This window comes from Agrobacterium sp. 5Ca50 (assembly GCF_055381905.1).
Window position 1 is genome coordinate 1,786,725 of the sequence record NZ_AP026438.1, and the last position, 16,005, is coordinate 1,802,729.

Consider the following 16,005-nt stretch of genomic DNA (forward strand, 5'->3'; position numbering starts at 1 on the left):
TCTTGTTGCGCCCTGAAAATCATTTGGAACAGAAAACACGACCGGAGTATCAATGCCCGAAGTCATCTTCAACGGCCCAGCCGGCCGCCTCGAAGGCCGTTACCAGCCATCGAAAGAAAAAAGCGCCCCAATCGCCATTATCCTGCACCCACATCCGCAGTTTGGCGGAACCATGAACAACCAGATTGTCTATCAGTTGTTCTACATGTTCCAGAAGCGCGGCTTTACCACGCTCCGGTTCAACTTCCGTTCCATCGGCCGCAGCCAGGGCGAATTCGACCACGGCGCGGGCGAATTGTCGGATGCCGCATCGGCACTGGACTGGGTACAGAGCCTGCATCCAGATTCCAAGAGCTGTTGGGTCGCCGGTTATTCCTTCGGCGCGTGGATTGGCATGCAGCTTCTGATGCGCCGTCCGGAAATCGAAGGTTTCATGTCGATTGCCCCGCAGCCGAACACCTATGACTTCTCGTTCCTGGCGCCCTGCCCGTCTTCGGGTCTGATCATCAATGGCGATTCGGACAAGGTTGCGCCTGAAAAGGACGTCAACAATCTGGTTGAGAAGTTGAAGACCCAGAAGGGTATTCTCATCACCCACCGCACGGTACCGGGTGCCAACCACTTCTTCAACGCCAAGGTCGATACGCTGATGGCCGAGTGCGAGGACTACCTCGACCGCCGCCTGAACGGCGAACTGGTGCCGGAACCGGCAGCCAAGCGTATTCGCTAAGCGAAGCCGAAAGCTGATAAATGCAAAAAGGCCGTAACATCGTTGCGGCCTTTTTGTTTGGGTGATTGTTTGGCCTATGACGTAGCCCCGACCTCCCTCATCCCTGTACCTGTGACAGGGATCCAGGCCAGCCCGAGTCTTCGGGCTGAAAAGACATCCTCTCGCCGCGCCGACGCGCGTCGACTAGATTCCCGTGACAAGCACGGGAATTGTCTGTCCGATTTATGCTTTAATGCTTGAGAAGTTGGATGCTCCAAGCGGAATGTCATCCTCGTCGCTTTCACTCGTGCTCAACAGAATGGCGGCACGCGCCTGCGCAACCAGATGCGAAATGACATCAGGTTGAAGACCGGTTTCCTCAAGGGAACGCCGCAAGTCATCAGAATTATCAGGAAAAGCTTCTGTCTGCATGATCACCTTCCTTGAGAGCGTTGCGGTGAACGCTGGATCACCCCAACCGCTGCCGCTCTCAGTTTTTACACATTTCCGGACGCGGCACCGACCGGCACAGCAGCGCCGCCCTCCTCAAGGCCGGCATTGCGCTTTTTGTAAAAGGCCATGAATTCATCGAAGGGCAGCGCCTTGGAGTATAGCCAGCCCTGCCCGTATTGAACGCCCGACTGCACAAGGATGGCCTCCTGCTCCACGGTCTCAATGCCTTCCGCCACCATCTTCAGTTTCAGGCTGTGGGCCATTTCGATGATATGTGGGGTCACCAGACTGGTGGCGGCATTCTGGCCAATCGCATCGACGAAGGACTTGTCTATTTTCAGCACCGAGACTGGCAGGCTTTCCAGCAAAGAAAGGCTGGAATATCCGGTACCGAAATCATCAATCGCAATCACATGACCGGCGACGCGCGCCTTGGTCAGTGTCGCGCGGGCAATATCGGCGTGAATGAAACCACGTTCCGTTACCTCCAGCCAGATTTGCGAGGTCTCTACGCCGGTCTGTTTCAATGCGTCGGATACCACCGTCAGGAAATGACCGCTTTCCACGTCTTCAGGGGAAAGATTGATGGCAATATGCATGTCGCGATGCTCAACCAGCGCCGTCTTCATACTGGCAATGACATTGCCGATCACAAGTTCCGTGATCTGGCCAATCATCCCATGATCTTCAGCAAATGGAATGAAATGGTCTGGCCTGACTGTCGTTCCATCGGGTCGTGGCCAGCGAATAAGCGCTTCGGCACCGACGCAACGTCCAGTCGATAATTCGATGATGGGCTGATAATGCGCGACAAACTCCTTGCGGCGAATGCCTGTCATCAACTCACCGGCCAGTGACAGGCGTTGCCGCGATATCCAGACCACCAGCGCAATCAGCGCCAAAGACACGCCAACGCCGATTGGAATCATCTTCCAGAGTTGTCCGTCCGTTCGCCAATCAACCACGCTGCGGCTGGAGATAGCAAAGGCGGCAAAGTCCTTGCCACGGCGCGATGAAAACACTTCACTTTCGTTGAAGCCGCTGACCTGCTGGCTGACCAACCGCGAGACAAGCGCGGGGTCAGCGTCACCGGACACCATGATGGGCTGGCCAGACAGTGAGGCAATGCCAAGCAGCATCGGTGTGTCATGCAACACATCCACCAACCGTTCACGTTTTAACAGCGCATGAAACTCCCCATGGCTGACCACCAGCATGCCCTGCGAGGGATCCGAAAGACCACCACCGTTCAGACGCAACATATAACCGTCTGAAAGTGGCATCGGCTCACCGCTAACATGCTCCTCATCACCCACCGGTCCCCAACTATTGCAAATCACGCGACCACCATTGGTGATGGCAATTTCCTCAACTGACAGGGTTGCTGTGGTGATCTCCTGAAGACGGGTAATATCGGCGGCCGAACAGGTCTCGCGATGTTCTGACATCACAGTCTCTAGCGCAGTTCTGGCTCTGGAAATATTCAGATCGGCGCGCTGCAACGTCCATTCGGCATAATCGGCAAGGTGGCGACGTTCCAGCACGAATGCCCGTTCACGCGAAATGTAATAGGCGGCGAGAAGCGGCAAAACGCCAGCGCAGATCGCCAGACCGAATGCAATTGCCAGAACACTGTTTCGCCGCATGTCTGTTTCCTTGAAAACACCGGGATCAACGCAACCTTGCTCTATTTATCCATTTCCGGTTGTCATAATCTTACCTTAGCTTCCCAGAATTGAATTTTGTTATTTTTACTGCGGGTCAGCGTCCGTTCCGGAACAGATTATCGCACTGCCGTCACATAGGCGCGGCAGGCCAAGGGCAGTTCGCGTCGCAGGCGCATCAGGTTTTCTTCCGACGCCGCCGCATCCATCACCGTGCGCACCGAACCGCCAATCATTGATGCCAGCATGAAGGCAACAGCATCGCAATCTTCAAAATTGGCATCCGGTGCGGCTGCCAGCAATTGAGACATCACCTCAGCCATATGTTTGAGTGCCCGCCCCATGCCTTCCGCCAGATCAAACTCGGCAGCGATGCTGTAGATAGCCCGGAAGGCCTGGCTGTCGGAGGTCTTGACGTCAAGCCAGGCGGTGGCCAGACCTTCAGCAACGTCCCCGACATGCCTGCCACGCAGCCGGTCGGCCGCCGCCAGCATGAAGGCTGTCACCGTTTCCAGCTGCTGTTCAACAATTGCAAACAACAGCGCCTGTTTGTGCGGGTAATATTGATACATTGTGCCGATTGAGACACCGGCGCGTTCCGCCACCCGTGTCGTGGTCAGACGCGCCACCCCCTCGGCCAATAAAACCTGAATAGTGGCGGTGTGAATGGCCTCTATCGTGGCGGCAGAGCGCGTCTGTTTCGGCGCTTTTCTGGGCTTTAGCAGCGTTGGACCGAGCCTGTTCATGATGCGAATACCAAACCTGAGGAAACATTCATATATTGAAATGGTCCTTCCAAAGCAAAGGTATTATTTCATGAACACCGTTCTCATAACCGGTTGCTCGACCGGGTTTGGCCGCGAAACAGCACTACACTTCCTCGACAAGGGCTGGCAGGTTTTTGCCACCATGCGCAATCCTGAGGCCAGCACGCTTCCAGCCTCCGATGCGCTGCATGTCTTGCCACTCGACGTCACCGATCCGAACAGCATTACTGACGCCGTCGCAAAGGCAGGTGAAGTCGACGTCCTCGTCAACAATGCCGGCATCGGCTGGCTGAACGCCATTGAAGGCACTCCGCTCGATACGGCACGCGAGATTTTCGAAGCCAATCTGTTTGGCGCCATGGCCATGATGCAGGCAGTATTGCCAGGCATGCGTGAGCGCCGCTCCGGCGTCATCGTCAATGTCAGTTCAAGCACCATCTACAAACCGGTGCCGCTTCTGTCCGTCTACCGCGCAAGCAAGGCGGCACTGACCGCCATGACGGAGGCTGCAGTGCCAGAGCTTGCCCAATTCGGCATTCAGGCTCGCGTTGTTGTTCCCGGTCTCGCGCCATCGACCAGCTTTGCCTCGAATGCGCAGGAAATGATCGCAAAACGCGGCTGGTTTCCCCCTGCCTATCAGGACTTTGCGCAGCAGACGCTGGCGCAGATGCAAGCACATGACCCCAGTGCCGTGACCACGGCGCAGGACGTAGCAGAAGCGGTTTTCCGTGCTGTAACTGACCCGGCCTGCCCAACTGTCCTGCCAGCTGGCGTGGACGCCATTGCCTGGTCGAAGGGCGAGTAAGGCACGGTTCTCCTGCAAACCGGAAGCAACAAAACAAAGGCCGCAACAGCATTGCGGCTTTATCGTTTCGTTGGAAAAACCCTTGTGACGGGAACTGACTGCGCCCGGATCCACCGTCAAGCATGGCGCGTTTTGCCTCACCTGATCCAGCTCAGATTATCCTGTGGATTCAGCATAAAGTCACACCCTATTGATCTCGGTTGCCCAGATTTCGCCATGACGATCCGCCATCTCGGGCGCGACGCGGCAATCGTGTCGGCCCCACCCAACCGGTGACATCAGCATTGCAAGACCTTGACCGATCTGGCCTCCACCGATGACACCATCAATGCCGAGAAAGAACAGTGACAATATGACGATGCGTTTTCGGGCTTCGTTCGTCCGTGATTTCTGCGCCCCCACCAGCGCTGCTGCGAAAGTTCACTTCGTGAACTCGACGTGAAACCTGCTGTGCGGCCGCAACGCCTCAAATCGTTCAGCCCCGCCGCAATGATGATCGCAATGACACATCACCGGTTTCCCCGGTGACCTCGCCCGCGGCTGAATGGCCGCCGGCAAGCCCGCAAATTCCCGCAAGTGAGAATGCAGTTGTTCAGACTTCTCGGTTACTTCTTTTCCATCGCCTGCATGGGCCTGCTGCTTTGCGCCGCTGGTGTTGCCGTGCTGGTTGCCACCGTTCAGCAGGACCTGCCCGATTACACCAGCTTGCAGGATTATACCCCGCCGCTGAAGTCGCGGCTTTATGCCTCGAATGGTGATGTGGTCGCCGAGTTTGCCTCTGAGCCACGGCTGTTCCTGCCCATCCAGTCGGTGCCGGACCGCGTCAAGGCGGCCTTCATTTCCGCAGAAGACAAGAACTTTTACCAGCATAACGGTCTGGACTTCATTGGTTTGGCGCGCGCCATCACCGTCAATCTGACCAATATGGGCAGCGACAAACGTATGGTGGGTGCGTCCACCATTACCCAACAGGTGGCCAAGAACCTGCTGCTGACATCCGACCAGACCATGACCCGCAAGATCAAGGAAGCCCTGTTATCGATCCGGATGGAAGGCACCTTTTCCAAGGATCGTATTCTCGAGCTTTACCTGAACCAGATTTTCTTTGGCCAGCGCTCCTATGGCATCGCCCAGGCGGCTTTGACCTATTTCGGCAAACCGGTCAGCGAAATCTCCATTGCCGAGGCAGCCTACCTCGCCGCCCTGCCCAAAGGTCCGTCCAACTACAACCCCTTCCTTTACGAGAAGGCGGCGGTGGAACGGCGCAACTGGGTGATCGACCGCATGGTGGAAAACGGTTACGTCGCCGCCGATCTTGCCTTGGCAGAAAAACAGAAACCGCTTGGCGTGGTCCGCCAACCGGCACCGACCAGATTTGCCGAGGCTGGTTATTTCATCGATGACGTCAGAAAGACCATGGTCGACGAACTGGGCGAACAGGCGCTTTATCAGGGTGGATATTCCATCCGCACCACGCTTGACCCGAAATTGCAGCGTGAGGCCCGCTCGGCATTGCAAACCGCCTTGCTCGCCTATGATGAACAGCGCGGTTATCGTGGCCCGCTCGACCATATCGATCTCGTCAACAATTGGCAGGAGGCATTTGCCAAGATCAAGGCCGATACTGATGTACCGGACTGGTCCGTAGCAATCGTCAATGCCATTGGCCCTGACGATGCTGAACTGACCCTGAAGGACGCCGATAACAGACGCGTTCGCCTTGCTGCGGCCGGCATGAAATGGGCGCTGGGCAAAAAGAAACCCCGCGACTTGCTGAAAGCCGGTGACGTGGTGCTCGTGGAAAAACAGTCCTCCGGTGATTATCGTTTGCGGCAATTCCCGAAGGTCCAGGGAGCCCTCGTTTCCATGCAGCCGCAGACGGGCCGCGTTGTGGCAATGGTCGGTGGCTTTTCTTACACCCAGTCGCAATTTAACCGTGCCACACAGGCACTGCGCCAGCCCGGATCGGTGTTCAAGCCAATCGTTTATGCAGCCGCCCTCGACAATGGTTTTTCTCCCGCCACCGTTATCCGTGACGAACCGGTGGAGTTCCGCCTCGGTGATCAGGTATGGGCACCGAAAAATGACGGCGACAGCTATGCCGGTCCGCAGACGCTACGTTTCGGCATCGAACATTCCCGCAATGTCATGGCCGCAAAACTTGCCAATGCCGTCGGCATGGACACCGTGATGGAATACGCGGATCGTCTGGGCATCTATGACCACCGCACGCCGGTTCTGTCGATGTCGCTCGGCTCAGGTGAAACCACGCTGATGAAAATGGTCGCCGCCTATTCGGTGATTGCCAATGGCGGTTTGCAGGTTACGCCAAGCCTGATTGACCGCACGCAGGATCGCACCGGCAAGACAGTGTTCCGTCAGGACCAGCGCCAGTGTGACAACTGCAACGTCGAAAAATGGGATGGACAGTCGGAACCGGAACTGACCGATACGCGCGAGCGGGTGCTTGACCCGATGACCGCTTACCAGACCATATCAATGATGCAGGGCGTGGTTGAACGTGGCACAGCCTCGCGCCACGTCAAGCTTGGTCGCCCGGTCGCTGGCAAGACCGGCACGACAAATGCCAACCATGATGCATGGTTCGTCGGCTTTACGCCGGAACTCGTGACCGGCATCTATATCGGTTTTGACGAACCGAGCAGTCTTGGCCGTGCCGGCAGCGGCGGCGGACTGGCAGCACCTGTGTTCAATGACTTCATGTCTGCGGCACTGGACAAGGTTCCCGTGTCGAACTTCCACGTTCCCGCTGGCATGACCGCATATCTGATCAGCCGCACCACCGGCATGGCCACCACGCCGGATGATCCAGACGGCGTGCAGGAAATGTTCAATCCGGGCACCACACCGGCCACATATTTCACCACGCTGGAGGATGATGGTGCATCGTCACCACTGGTTGCCAGCCCGCAGACGGAGAAGATCCTGCGCGAAGGTGCCGTCGGCTTGTTCTAGAAAAGAGATTGCGACAGGCGCGCAATCTCAACCCCAACAGCGACCAGCGTCGAAACAAACATCGAAACCACACTCATAACGGCACTCACAGTGGCGGACGGATCAGGATACCGGCAAATTTGCCATCCACCGCCAGTGTGAACCGCCATTCCAACTCACCCTCTTCAAACCTGACATCGTAGACATCCCAGCCTTCCGCCGAGACACCCTTGAAGCTGATGTCACGAAGAGGCCTCAGCCGTGCCAGATCAGCCTTTATGACATCGATCTGCTCGCTGGCTGCCTGGGCCAGCAGCGGGCTCATCTGCTCGTAATCTGGCTCACCACGCTGGTGTTGTTCAATCAGCTGGCGCAACAGCGCTTCGCTGTTTTCAAATGGCTGGCGGTTTTTCACCCGCTCGGACAGGCCTTTTTCCAGCTCACTGACCACGACCTCCTGCACCCGTGGCGCTGCCTGCTCATAACCGTTCTGGTGCAGCACCAGCCCGGTAACGGCACCGGTGTGATCGCGGGTAAAGGTCAATTGCGCCTGAACCGCCTTGTAGAAGAACCGGTCGACATCTTCGGCAAAAATTTCCAGCTCCGGCTGCCCTGTCATGCGGGTAAAAAGCCTGCCGTCTTTCTGCGTGATGACGTAACCCAGCCCGTCCAGCACGTAATTTCCGGCATATTGGCCATAGAGCGACGGATCGATCTTTTTTTCACTGCGCGGCCGCGCCTGTTCATAACGGCGCCATGCCACGGCATCGGGCGATATGTCAGCCATATTTGCCTCCTTGGTCAGTTTCAACAGATCTTCAATCGACAGATCGCCACCAGCCGCGATCTTGCCGCGCAGCGTATTGATGGTGGCCAGACTGTTTTGTGCGCGCTCCAGCTGCGCCTGCAGCGTCTCGCTTTGCATGCCAAGCAAGCTAGCGAGATCGGTGGTCCTGCCAACCAGAATGCCACGAATTTCCTGCAGGCTGAGGCCAAGATGTTTCAGCGTCAGAATTTCATAGAGACGCGCAACTTCGCTCGCGCCATAGAGACGCCAGTTCTTATCGGTCCGGCGGGGTTTGATAATTCCGGCCTGTTCATAGTGTCGCAAGGCGCGCACCGAAATGCCGACACGCCGCGCACATTGCGCCGCCGTCAGTTCGAAATTTTCATCGCTTGCTGCCATATGCATGCACTCGTTCCCGCTCAATCATGTCCCTGATGTAAGGTATGACGTTGGGTACGGCGCAAGAGGTTTTTTACGGTTTTTTGCGTGCTGGCGCCTGGCACCGCGCCCATGCGTTTCCGTTACACCCGCCGCCCGAGAATATCGCCCAGTACCTCAAACACCCGTGGGTCGAGACTTTGCGACACATTAAAACGCATGAAACTGGTGGCAGACTGGCTAAGGCTGAAGGCGTTGCCGGGCGCCATTACCACCTTGCGCTCAAGTGCTGCCCGGGCAACATCTGTTGCATCCGCCCCGTCAGGCAGTTGGCACCACAGAAACATGCCAGCCGTCGGCCTGATCCACGGCGTCACGCCAAGTTTTTCCAGCCGGGACGACACATCATTCATCGCCTGGCCCAATCTCAGCCGCGTCGCATCCAGATGTTTGCGGTAGCTGCCGTCGCTCAGCGCATTCAAAACCAGTTCCGCCGTCATGCGGCCACCGCCAAAGGATGTGGCGATCTTCAGATCGGTCAGCCCTTCGATCCATTCCGGTTTTGCCGCAACAAATCCGCAGCGCGCCGAGGCCGAAAGCGTCTTGGAAAAACTGCCGATGTGGATGACCCGGTCCAGACCGTCAAAGGCCGCAAGTCGTGGTGCCGGCACCTGCTCCAGATCTGAGAAGATGTCATCCTCTATGATCGTCAGATCGAACTCATTGGCGATCTTCAGCACCCGGTGCGCGGTGACAGGCGAAAGTGCCGCACCGGTGGGATTATGTATGCCGGAATTGGTGATGTAGAGGCGCGGACGGTGCTCGCTGACCGTAGTGGCGAAGGCGTCGATAGATGGCCCGTTCGGCGTATAGGGCACACTAACAATCTTGGCACGGTGGGCGCGCAGCAGCGCATGGAAATTGAAATAACAGGGATCATCCACCAGCACCGTATCCCCCGGCTCCAGCAGGAAACGGCACAAGAGATCAATGGCCTGCGTACCTGACTCCGTCAGCATGATCTGGTCGGGAGATGCCTCCATGCCCTTTTCGGCCATGCGCCGGGCCACCAGTTGACGAAGCCCAGGAAGCCCAAGCGGTGAACCATAATCGGCAAGTGTTGCGCCGTCAGCCCGCGACAGTGTGCGCAACGCCCGCCGGATACTGTCTTCGGGAAGCCAGGATGGCGGCAGCCAACCGCAACCGGGCTTGAGATTATCATCATTGGCTTCCAGCGACTGGCGCGACACCCAGAACGGGTCAACCGCCCGGTCAACCTTTGGGCCGGCCTGCGTCAGCGTGAACGGCGCCACCTGACTGGCGACATAAAAGCCGGACCCAGGACGCGACAGGATGGCACCTTCCGCCACCAGCCGGTCATAGGCTTCCACCACGGTTGACGTTGAAACATCGAGGCTTGAGGCAAGCCGCCGCACTGAAGGCAGCTTTGCACCCGGCGTGAGTGATCGCCCGGCAATCCGCTGACGGATCGTCGACATGACGTTGGCTACCCGTGTCTGGCCCTTGGTATTTTCCGCCATCTGTACTGCCTTTGTGTCCATAACAGTTTCGGCAGACTGTACCAGACTGTAACTGGTGTCGCCAAGGCTTTGCTGGATAACAGGGAGACAATGAATGGAGTGAATTATGGAACGGACAAGTGCGGGCTGGATCAACGGCTTTATCGGCGTGGTCATTTTCAGCGGGTCGCTTCCGGCCACCCGTGTGGCCGTCATGCAGTTTGACCCGGTGTTTCTGACGGTGGCGCGTGGCGCAATTGCCGGGCTGCTGGCGCTCGCCTTTTTGCTGGCGCTGAAACAGAAACGTCCGTCACCCCGCGAACTGGTGTCACTGGCCGTGGTGGCCGGTGGTGTGGTGGTCGGCTTTCCGCTTCTGACGGCGCTGGCGCTGCAACACGTGACTTCGGCACATTCCATCGTGTTCATTGGGCTGCTGCCGCTGGCAACCGCGGTCTTTGGCGCAATCCGGGGCGGCGAGCGACCCAAGCCAGCCTTCTGGGCCTTTTCCATTCTTGGCAGCGCATTGGTTGCCGGTTTTGCACTGTTTCAGGGCCTCAGCGTGTCGCCATTTGGTGACCTGATGATGGTGGCTGCCGTCATCGTATGCGGTCTGGGTTATGCCGAAGGCGGCAGACTGTCACGCACGCTGGGCGGTTGGCAGGTGATCTGCTGGGCGCTGGTTTTGTCCCTGCCCTTGATGCTGCCTGCTGCCTTTCTTTACATGCCCACGACATTTTCAGACATTCACATGCCCGCCTTCATCGGACTTGCCTATGTCTCATTGTTCAGCATGTTGATCGGTTTTGTATTCTGGTATCGCGGCCTGTCGCAGGGTGGCATCGCCGCCGTTGGCCAGTTGCAACTGCTGCAGCCGTTCCTTGGTCTTGCACTGGCCGCAGCCCTGCTCAACGAACCGGTAACCTGGGGCATGCTTGCCGTAACGGTTGCCGTCATTGCCTGCGTGGCCGGCGCCAAACACTTCGCACGGTAAGTCATCCAGCCAGCCTCCACTCTCTTCTTCTGAGGGGGGGCTGGCTGGATTTTCCCGTCAGCGCGCCAAGGCGTCCTTGGGAAATTCCGCCGCCAGACTGTCAATGAATTTGCGCACCGCCGGTGGTAGGCCACGCCGTGTCGTGAAAACCAGATGCACCAGCCCCTTCACGCCGCGCCATGCTGGCAGCACGCGCACCAGCCTGCCCTCGTCCAGCGCCTGACGGCAGGTATGGTCCGGCAACAAAGCCACGCCCAACCCGGCAATGGCCGCTGCTCTCACAGCGGTAAAATCAGCGCAACCCATCCTTGGTTCATGCCGCAGCGTATGGCTGCGCCCATCATCGGTTTCCAGAAACCAGTTGACCTCGCCATGATCGTCGGTGGTCGACAGTGTTGCCTGCGCTGCGAGCTGATCAATCTCGCCAATGCGTCCGGCCAGTTGCGGGCTCGCCACCAGAATACGCACGGAATTGCCGAGCGAGCGCATGGTCAGCGACGCATCACCATCCAGTGACGTACGGACACGCAGCGCAATATCAATACGTTCCTCGATAAGATCGACCGGGCGGTCAATCGCCACCAGTTGCAGCCTGACCTTGGGATATTGCCCGAGAAACCGGGTTATCAGCGCCGAGATCGGTTCCACCAGACCGGTCGGGCAACTCATGCGGATTAGCCCATGGGGTTCGGACTGCGCTTCCGCGACCAGCGCCTCGGCGCGTTCCGCCTCCTCGAGCATCGCCTTGCACCGTTCATAGAAAGTTTGCCCGACATCAGTCACCCGAAAGCGTCGGCTGGATCTTTCGATCAGCCGCACACCGAGACGCGCCTCCAGCCCGGCAACCCGGCGGCTGAGCTTTGACTTCGGTTCCCGCAATGCCCGGCCCGCCGCTGCAAAACCGCCATGGGTGACCACCTCGGCAAAATAAACGAGATCATTCAGATCAGATCGCATCATCGTTCTCCATATGGAACGATGAGTAACAGTTTTGCTAACTATTTGCATCATCGTTCTGCTGTCATGTTCATTCCAACGACAACGGGTCGTCAACAAGGAGCAAACACATGAGCAAGACATTTGAAAACAAGGTTGTAATCGTCACCGGCGGCACCAGCGGCATTGGCCTTGCCACGGCAAAAGCCTTCTCGCAGCAGGGCGCATTCGTGTTCATCACCGGACGCCGCAAGGATGCACTGGATGCCGCGATCAAGGAAATTGGTGGTCGTGTTACTGGCGTGCAGGCCGACATGAGCAAGCTGGTCGATATCGACCGCCTCTATGATGCCGTGCAGCAGAAACATGCCCAGATCGACGTGGTGTTTGCGAATGCGGGCGGCGGTGAAATGGCAGCCCTCGGTGCCATTACCGAAGAGCATTACCAGAAAACCTTCGATACCAACGTGAAGGGCACGCTGTTTACGGTACAAAAGGCTCTGCCTTTGCTGCGTGACGGTGCCTCGATCATCCTGACATCATCGACAACGAGCATATCAGGCACACCGGCCTTCAGCGTCTACTCTGCCACCAAGGCTGCAGTGCGCAACTTTGCCCGCAACTGGATCCTGGACCTGAAGGACCGCCACATCCGCGTCAACGCCGTCAGCCCCGGCCTGACCGACACCGCCGGCCTCAATGAACTGTTCGGCAATGGCGAAAGTGCCGAAAACACCAAGAACTACCTGTCCAGCCTCATTCCCGCCGGTCGCATCGGCCAGCCGGAAGAAATCGCCAAGGCGGTGCTGTTCCTGGCCTCCGACGAAGCCTCCTTCGTCAACGGCATCGAATTGTTCGTTGATGGTGGTCAGGCGCAGATTTGACCACATCAGGAATTTGAGCAACAGGTTACGAGGAGAGTGGCAACGCCCTCCTCGACCGCATTATTCGACAGGCAATGGGTAGCGGGAATTGCGTTTCTCATACGCCTCAAGCGGAGCGAGCTTCAGCACTTGGCCGTAATAATCCTCAGCCCATACGCCAAACTCCGGTGAAATTTTAGCCATGATCTCGATTGCTGGTGCCATCCAGTTCCAGCGGGAATAACCGTGATCCTTCAGCCCAGATGCCAGCAAAGGCGCATCGTCAGGTACGTGGCGGTTTTCCAGTTCTTCTTTCTGGCAGTGGCCAACCGCCATGACGAACACAAACCAGCGCGCTGCATCGTTGAGTGTAAGACCGGCAATACGCTTATTTTCCGATCCACGTTCGGTAATAACGATATCATAGAGGTCACCACGCATTTCCACATGCGGGCTGCCATCATCCTGAGGGCGTCGCATAATCGGCACAGCCGCAGTCATACCGATACTGGCCCAAAGGGTCTCAATGTGCAGCTGCAAATCATCGATACGGTCTTTGGGCATCGGGACTTTCTCACGTCTTTGGAACGGCCAGAACCTCATGCCTTTGCCAGAACCCCGCCGCTCACCGGTTCCTTGACACCGGTTGTGCCAGGGTATGTCAGCGGCAGACCGCGCAGCGAGCGCACGGCAAGATAGGCCCAGGCCTCAGCCTCCATAGCGCCGCCATCAAAACCGGCCGCCTCTGCCGACACCACCTTGGCACCTTTTTCAGCAGCAAGGGTGGCAAACTCCGCCATGATCACCGGGTTCAGGCGTCCGCCGCCGCAGACAATATAGGTCTTGGCGTGGTCCGGCAGATAGGTCGCGGATTTGAGAATGGCGGCTGCCGTAACATGAGACAACGTGCGCGCGCCATCTTCCAGCGAGATTTCACCCTTTTGGGGCGGCAGAAAATCACCGCGGTCGAGCGACCGCCGCTGGTTGGCCGAAAAGAACGGGCTTGCCATATAACGCTCACTCAGCGCCGCATTGACACTGCCCTTGGCCGCAACCTGCCCGCCCTTGTCAAAGGTCTGGCCGGTATGCGCCTCCATCCACTGGTCGATCAGCATATTGCCGGGACCGCTGTCAAAAGCCGCAAGTGCGCCGCCATTGCCGATAAAGGTCAGGTTGGAAATGCCACCAATATTGACGAATACCGCAGGTGTTTGAAGAGCCTCCGGCAGATTGGCCGACAGGGCAGCGTGATAGGCCGGGATAAGCGGAGCGCCCTGCCCGCCATGCACCATGTCATTGGCGCGCATGTCATAGACCACATCGATACCGGTTTCACGCGCCAGAAGCGGACCGTCGCCAATTTGCACCGTCAGCGCGTCGTTAGGCCGGTGCAAAACCGTCTGCCCGTGAAAACCGATGACATCGACATCCGAGGGCACCAGACCATTCTGCTTGAGAAAGGATTGCACGACGGCGGCATGGCACAGCGTCAGTGCCGTCTCGGCCTCGGCCAGATCATCCGGCCGTTCGCGACGTTCATTGATCTTTTTCGCAGTGACCAGCGCCTGCTGCCATTTGGCCCGCAAGGTGGCGTCATAGGGGAAATAACCGCTTGGTCCTCGCTCGACAAATGAGTCGCCATCGGTGCGCAGCATGGCAATGTCGATGCCGTCCATCGACGTGCCGCTCATCAGGCCAATTGCCGTTTTTATAGTGCCCACACCGCTACTCCTGCCTGATCAAGGATTCGTTTTTAACATTCATGGCTGAAACTGGTGCACAATTCAAAAAACAATGCTAAAGCCCCGGCGTTTGCTGCTTGCCAGCACTTGAAAACATGACACCAGAGAGAACAAAAGGTTATGTCCAGGTTTAAGTCCGATTTCCTCCGCACGCTCGATGAGCGCGGCTTCATTCACCAGATCTCCGACGAGGCAGGTCTTGACGAATTGTTCGCCAAGGAAACCGTGACCGCCTATATAGGCTTCGACCCGACAGCACCCAGCCTGCACGCCGGCGGCCTGATCCAGATCATGATGCTGCACTGGATGCAGCAGACCGGCCACCAGCCGATCTCGCTGATGGGTGGCGGCACCGGCATGGTTGGCGATCCGTCCTTCAAGGATGATGCCCGCCAGTTGATGACCATCGACACCATCGAGAGCAACATCGCCTCCATCAAGCGCGTGTTTGCCAACTATCTCGATTACGATAAGTCCGGCAAGCCTGCGCTGATGATCAACAACGGCGACTGGCTGCGTGACATCAACTACCTGGAATTCCTGCGCGATGTCGGCCGTCACTTCTCGGTCAACCGCATGTTGTCCTTCGACAGTGTCAAGACACGCCTTGACCGCGAGCAGTCGCTGTCCTTCCTCGAATTCAACTACATGATCCTGCAGGCTTACGACTTCGTGGAGCTGAACAAGCGTTACGGTTGCCGCTTGCAGATGGGCGGTTCCGACCAGTGGGGCAATATCATCAACGGTATCGACCTTGGTCACCGCATGGGTACACCGCAGCTTTACGCGCTGACCTCGCCGCTTCTGACCACCGCCTCCGGTGCCAAGATGGGCAAGTCGCTGAACGGCGCTGTCTGGCTGAACCCGGACATGCTGTCGGCCTATGATTTCTGGCAGTACTGGCGCAATACCGAGGATGCGGATGTTTCCCGCTTCCTCAAGCTCTACACCACCCTGCCGATGGATGAGATTGCTCGCCTCTCGGCGCTGGCTGGTTCCGAGATCAACGAGGTCAAGAAAATCCTCGCAACCGAAATCACTGCCATGCTGCATGGCCGCACGGCAGCCGAAGAAGCGGCAGAAACCGCGCGCAAGACTTTCGAAGAAGGCGCGCTGGCCGATAACCTGCCATCGATCGAGGTTCCTGCTTCCGAGCTGGAAGCCGGTCTTGGCCTGCTGTCGCTGATCGTTCGCGCTGGCCTTGCCACATCGAATGGCGAAGCCCGCCGCCACATTCAGGGTGGTGCGGTGCGCATCAACGACAACGCCGTGTCCGACGAACGTCAGATCATCGGCACGGGCGACGTGACGGCAGACAATGTCATCAAGCTGTCGCTGGGCAAGAAAAAGCACATTCTGGTTCGCCCGGCCTGATGGTCAGCACCCATGAATGATGGATGGAAAGGCCGCGCAAGCGGCCTTTTTGTTTGGGAAG

Annotated in this window: 15 protein-coding genes; 6 read left to right on the top strand and 9 right to left on the bottom strand. The window is 57.7% G+C overall.

Going from position 1 to position 16,005, the window contains the following annotated elements; all coding sequences use genetic code 11:
- Positions 1 to 52 precede the first annotated feature (52 nt).
- Entirely contained in the window at positions 53 to 730 is a 678-nt protein-coding gene (locus ACZ5FM_RS08780) for an alpha/beta hydrolase (protein WP_192488811.1), read from the top strand.
- 222 nt (positions 731 to 952) lie between these two features.
- Here ACZ5FM_RS08780 and ACZ5FM_RS08785 read toward each other — a convergent pair whose 3' ends face one another.
- From ACZ5FM_RS08785 to ACZ5FM_RS08795, 3 genes are all read right to left on the bottom strand, one after another.
- Positions 953 to 1,141 (bottom strand): hypothetical protein, encoded by a 189-nt coding sequence (locus tag ACZ5FM_RS08785; RefSeq protein ID WP_464040379.1) that lies wholly within the window; start codon positions 1,139 to 1,141, stop codon positions 953 to 955.
- A gap of 65 nt (positions 1,142 to 1,206) precedes the next feature.
- The gene (locus ACZ5FM_RS08790; RefSeq protein ID WP_464040380.1) at positions 1,207 to 2,808 is read right to left on the bottom strand and encodes an EAL domain-containing protein; all 1,602 of its coding nucleotides are present in this window, start codon (positions 2,806 to 2,808) and stop codon (positions 1,207 to 1,209) included.
- A gap of 137 nt (positions 2,809 to 2,945) precedes the next feature.
- Positions 2,946 to 3,572 (bottom strand): TetR/AcrR family transcriptional regulator, encoded by a 627-nt coding sequence (locus ACZ5FM_RS08795; protein WP_464040381.1) that lies wholly within the window; start codon positions 3,570 to 3,572, stop codon positions 2,946 to 2,948.
- Between the two features lie 70 nt (positions 3,573 to 3,642).
- Here ACZ5FM_RS08795 and ACZ5FM_RS08800 point away from each other — a divergent pair, with 70 nt between their 5' ends.
- On the top strand, positions 3,643 to 4,398 hold the full coding sequence (locus ACZ5FM_RS08800) for an SDR family oxidoreductase (RefSeq protein ID WP_464040382.1): 756 nt from the start codon (positions 3,643 to 3,645) through the stop codon (positions 4,396 to 4,398).
- A 180-nt stretch (positions 4,399 to 4,578) separates the two neighbouring features.
- On the opposite strand, the gene ACZ5FM_RS08805 is transcribed toward ACZ5FM_RS08800, so the two are convergent.
- Positions 4,579 to 4,800 carry a hypothetical protein gene (locus ACZ5FM_RS08805; protein ID WP_259146092.1) on the bottom strand — a complete coding sequence of 74 codons (222 nt, stop codon included), beginning with the start codon at positions 4,798 to 4,800 and terminating at the stop codon, positions 4,579 to 4,581.
- A 186-nt stretch (positions 4,801 to 4,986) separates the two neighbouring features.
- Here ACZ5FM_RS08805 and ACZ5FM_RS08810 point away from each other — a divergent pair, with 186 nt between their 5' ends.
- A complete protein-coding gene (locus tag ACZ5FM_RS08810; protein WP_464040447.1) occupies positions 4,987 to 7,374 on the top strand; it encodes a penicillin-binding protein 1A in 2,388 nt (795 codons plus the stop codon).
- Between the two features lie 85 nt (positions 7,375 to 7,459).
- On the opposite strand, the gene ACZ5FM_RS08815 is transcribed toward ACZ5FM_RS08810, so the two are convergent.
- Both ACZ5FM_RS08815 and ACZ5FM_RS08820 read right to left on the bottom strand, forming a co-directional pair.
- Positions 7,460 to 8,545: a MerR family transcriptional regulator gene (locus ACZ5FM_RS08815; RefSeq protein ID WP_464040383.1), complete on the bottom strand. Its 1,086-nt coding sequence runs from the start codon at positions 8,543 to 8,545 to the stop codon at positions 7,460 to 7,462.
- Between the two features lie 116 nt (positions 8,546 to 8,661).
- Entirely contained in the window at positions 8,662 to 10,080 is a 1,419-nt protein-coding gene (locus tag ACZ5FM_RS08820; RefSeq protein ID WP_464040384.1) for an aminotransferase-like domain-containing protein, read from the bottom strand.
- 85 nt (positions 10,081 to 10,165) lie between these two features.
- Here ACZ5FM_RS08820 and ACZ5FM_RS08825 point away from each other — a divergent pair, with 85 nt between their 5' ends.
- Complete coding sequence (locus ACZ5FM_RS08825; protein WP_250985859.1) at positions 10,166 to 11,029, top strand: DMT family transporter; 864 nt, start codon at positions 10,166 to 10,168, stop codon at positions 11,027 to 11,029.
- Positions 11,030 to 11,086: 57 nt separating this feature from the next.
- Here the strand turns inward: ACZ5FM_RS08825 and ACZ5FM_RS08830 are convergent, their stop codons facing one another.
- Complete coding sequence (locus ACZ5FM_RS08830; RefSeq protein WP_275641457.1) at positions 11,087 to 11,989, bottom strand: LysR family transcriptional regulator; 903 nt, start codon at positions 11,987 to 11,989, stop codon at positions 11,087 to 11,089.
- Between the two features lie 107 nt (positions 11,990 to 12,096).
- On the opposite strand from ACZ5FM_RS08830, the gene ACZ5FM_RS08835 reads away from it, so the two are divergent.
- Positions 12,097 to 12,849 carry an SDR family NAD(P)-dependent oxidoreductase gene (locus ACZ5FM_RS08835; RefSeq protein ID WP_259146086.1) on the top strand — a complete coding sequence of 251 codons (753 nt, stop codon included), beginning with the start codon at positions 12,097 to 12,099 and terminating at the stop codon, positions 12,847 to 12,849.
- A 60-nt stretch (positions 12,850 to 12,909) separates the two neighbouring features.
- Here ACZ5FM_RS08835 and ACZ5FM_RS08840 read toward each other — a convergent pair whose 3' ends face one another.
- A complete protein-coding gene (locus tag ACZ5FM_RS08840; RefSeq protein ID WP_464040385.1) occupies positions 12,910 to 13,392 on the bottom strand; it encodes a hypothetical protein in 483 nt (160 codons plus the stop codon).
- A 35-nt stretch (positions 13,393 to 13,427) separates the two neighbouring features.
- Positions 13,428 to 14,549 (bottom strand): anhydro-N-acetylmuramic acid kinase, encoded by a 1,122-nt coding sequence (locus ACZ5FM_RS08845; protein ID WP_464040386.1) that lies wholly within the window; start codon positions 14,547 to 14,549, stop codon positions 13,428 to 13,430.
- Between the two features lie 141 nt (positions 14,550 to 14,690).
- Between ACZ5FM_RS08845 and tyrS the strand changes: the two genes are divergently transcribed.
- A complete protein-coding gene (gene tyrS / locus ACZ5FM_RS08850; RefSeq protein WP_250985854.1) occupies positions 14,691 to 15,944 on the top strand; it encodes a tyrosine--tRNA ligase in 1,254 nt (417 codons plus the stop codon).
- The last annotated feature ends 61 nt before the right edge of the window (positions 15,945 to 16,005 follow it).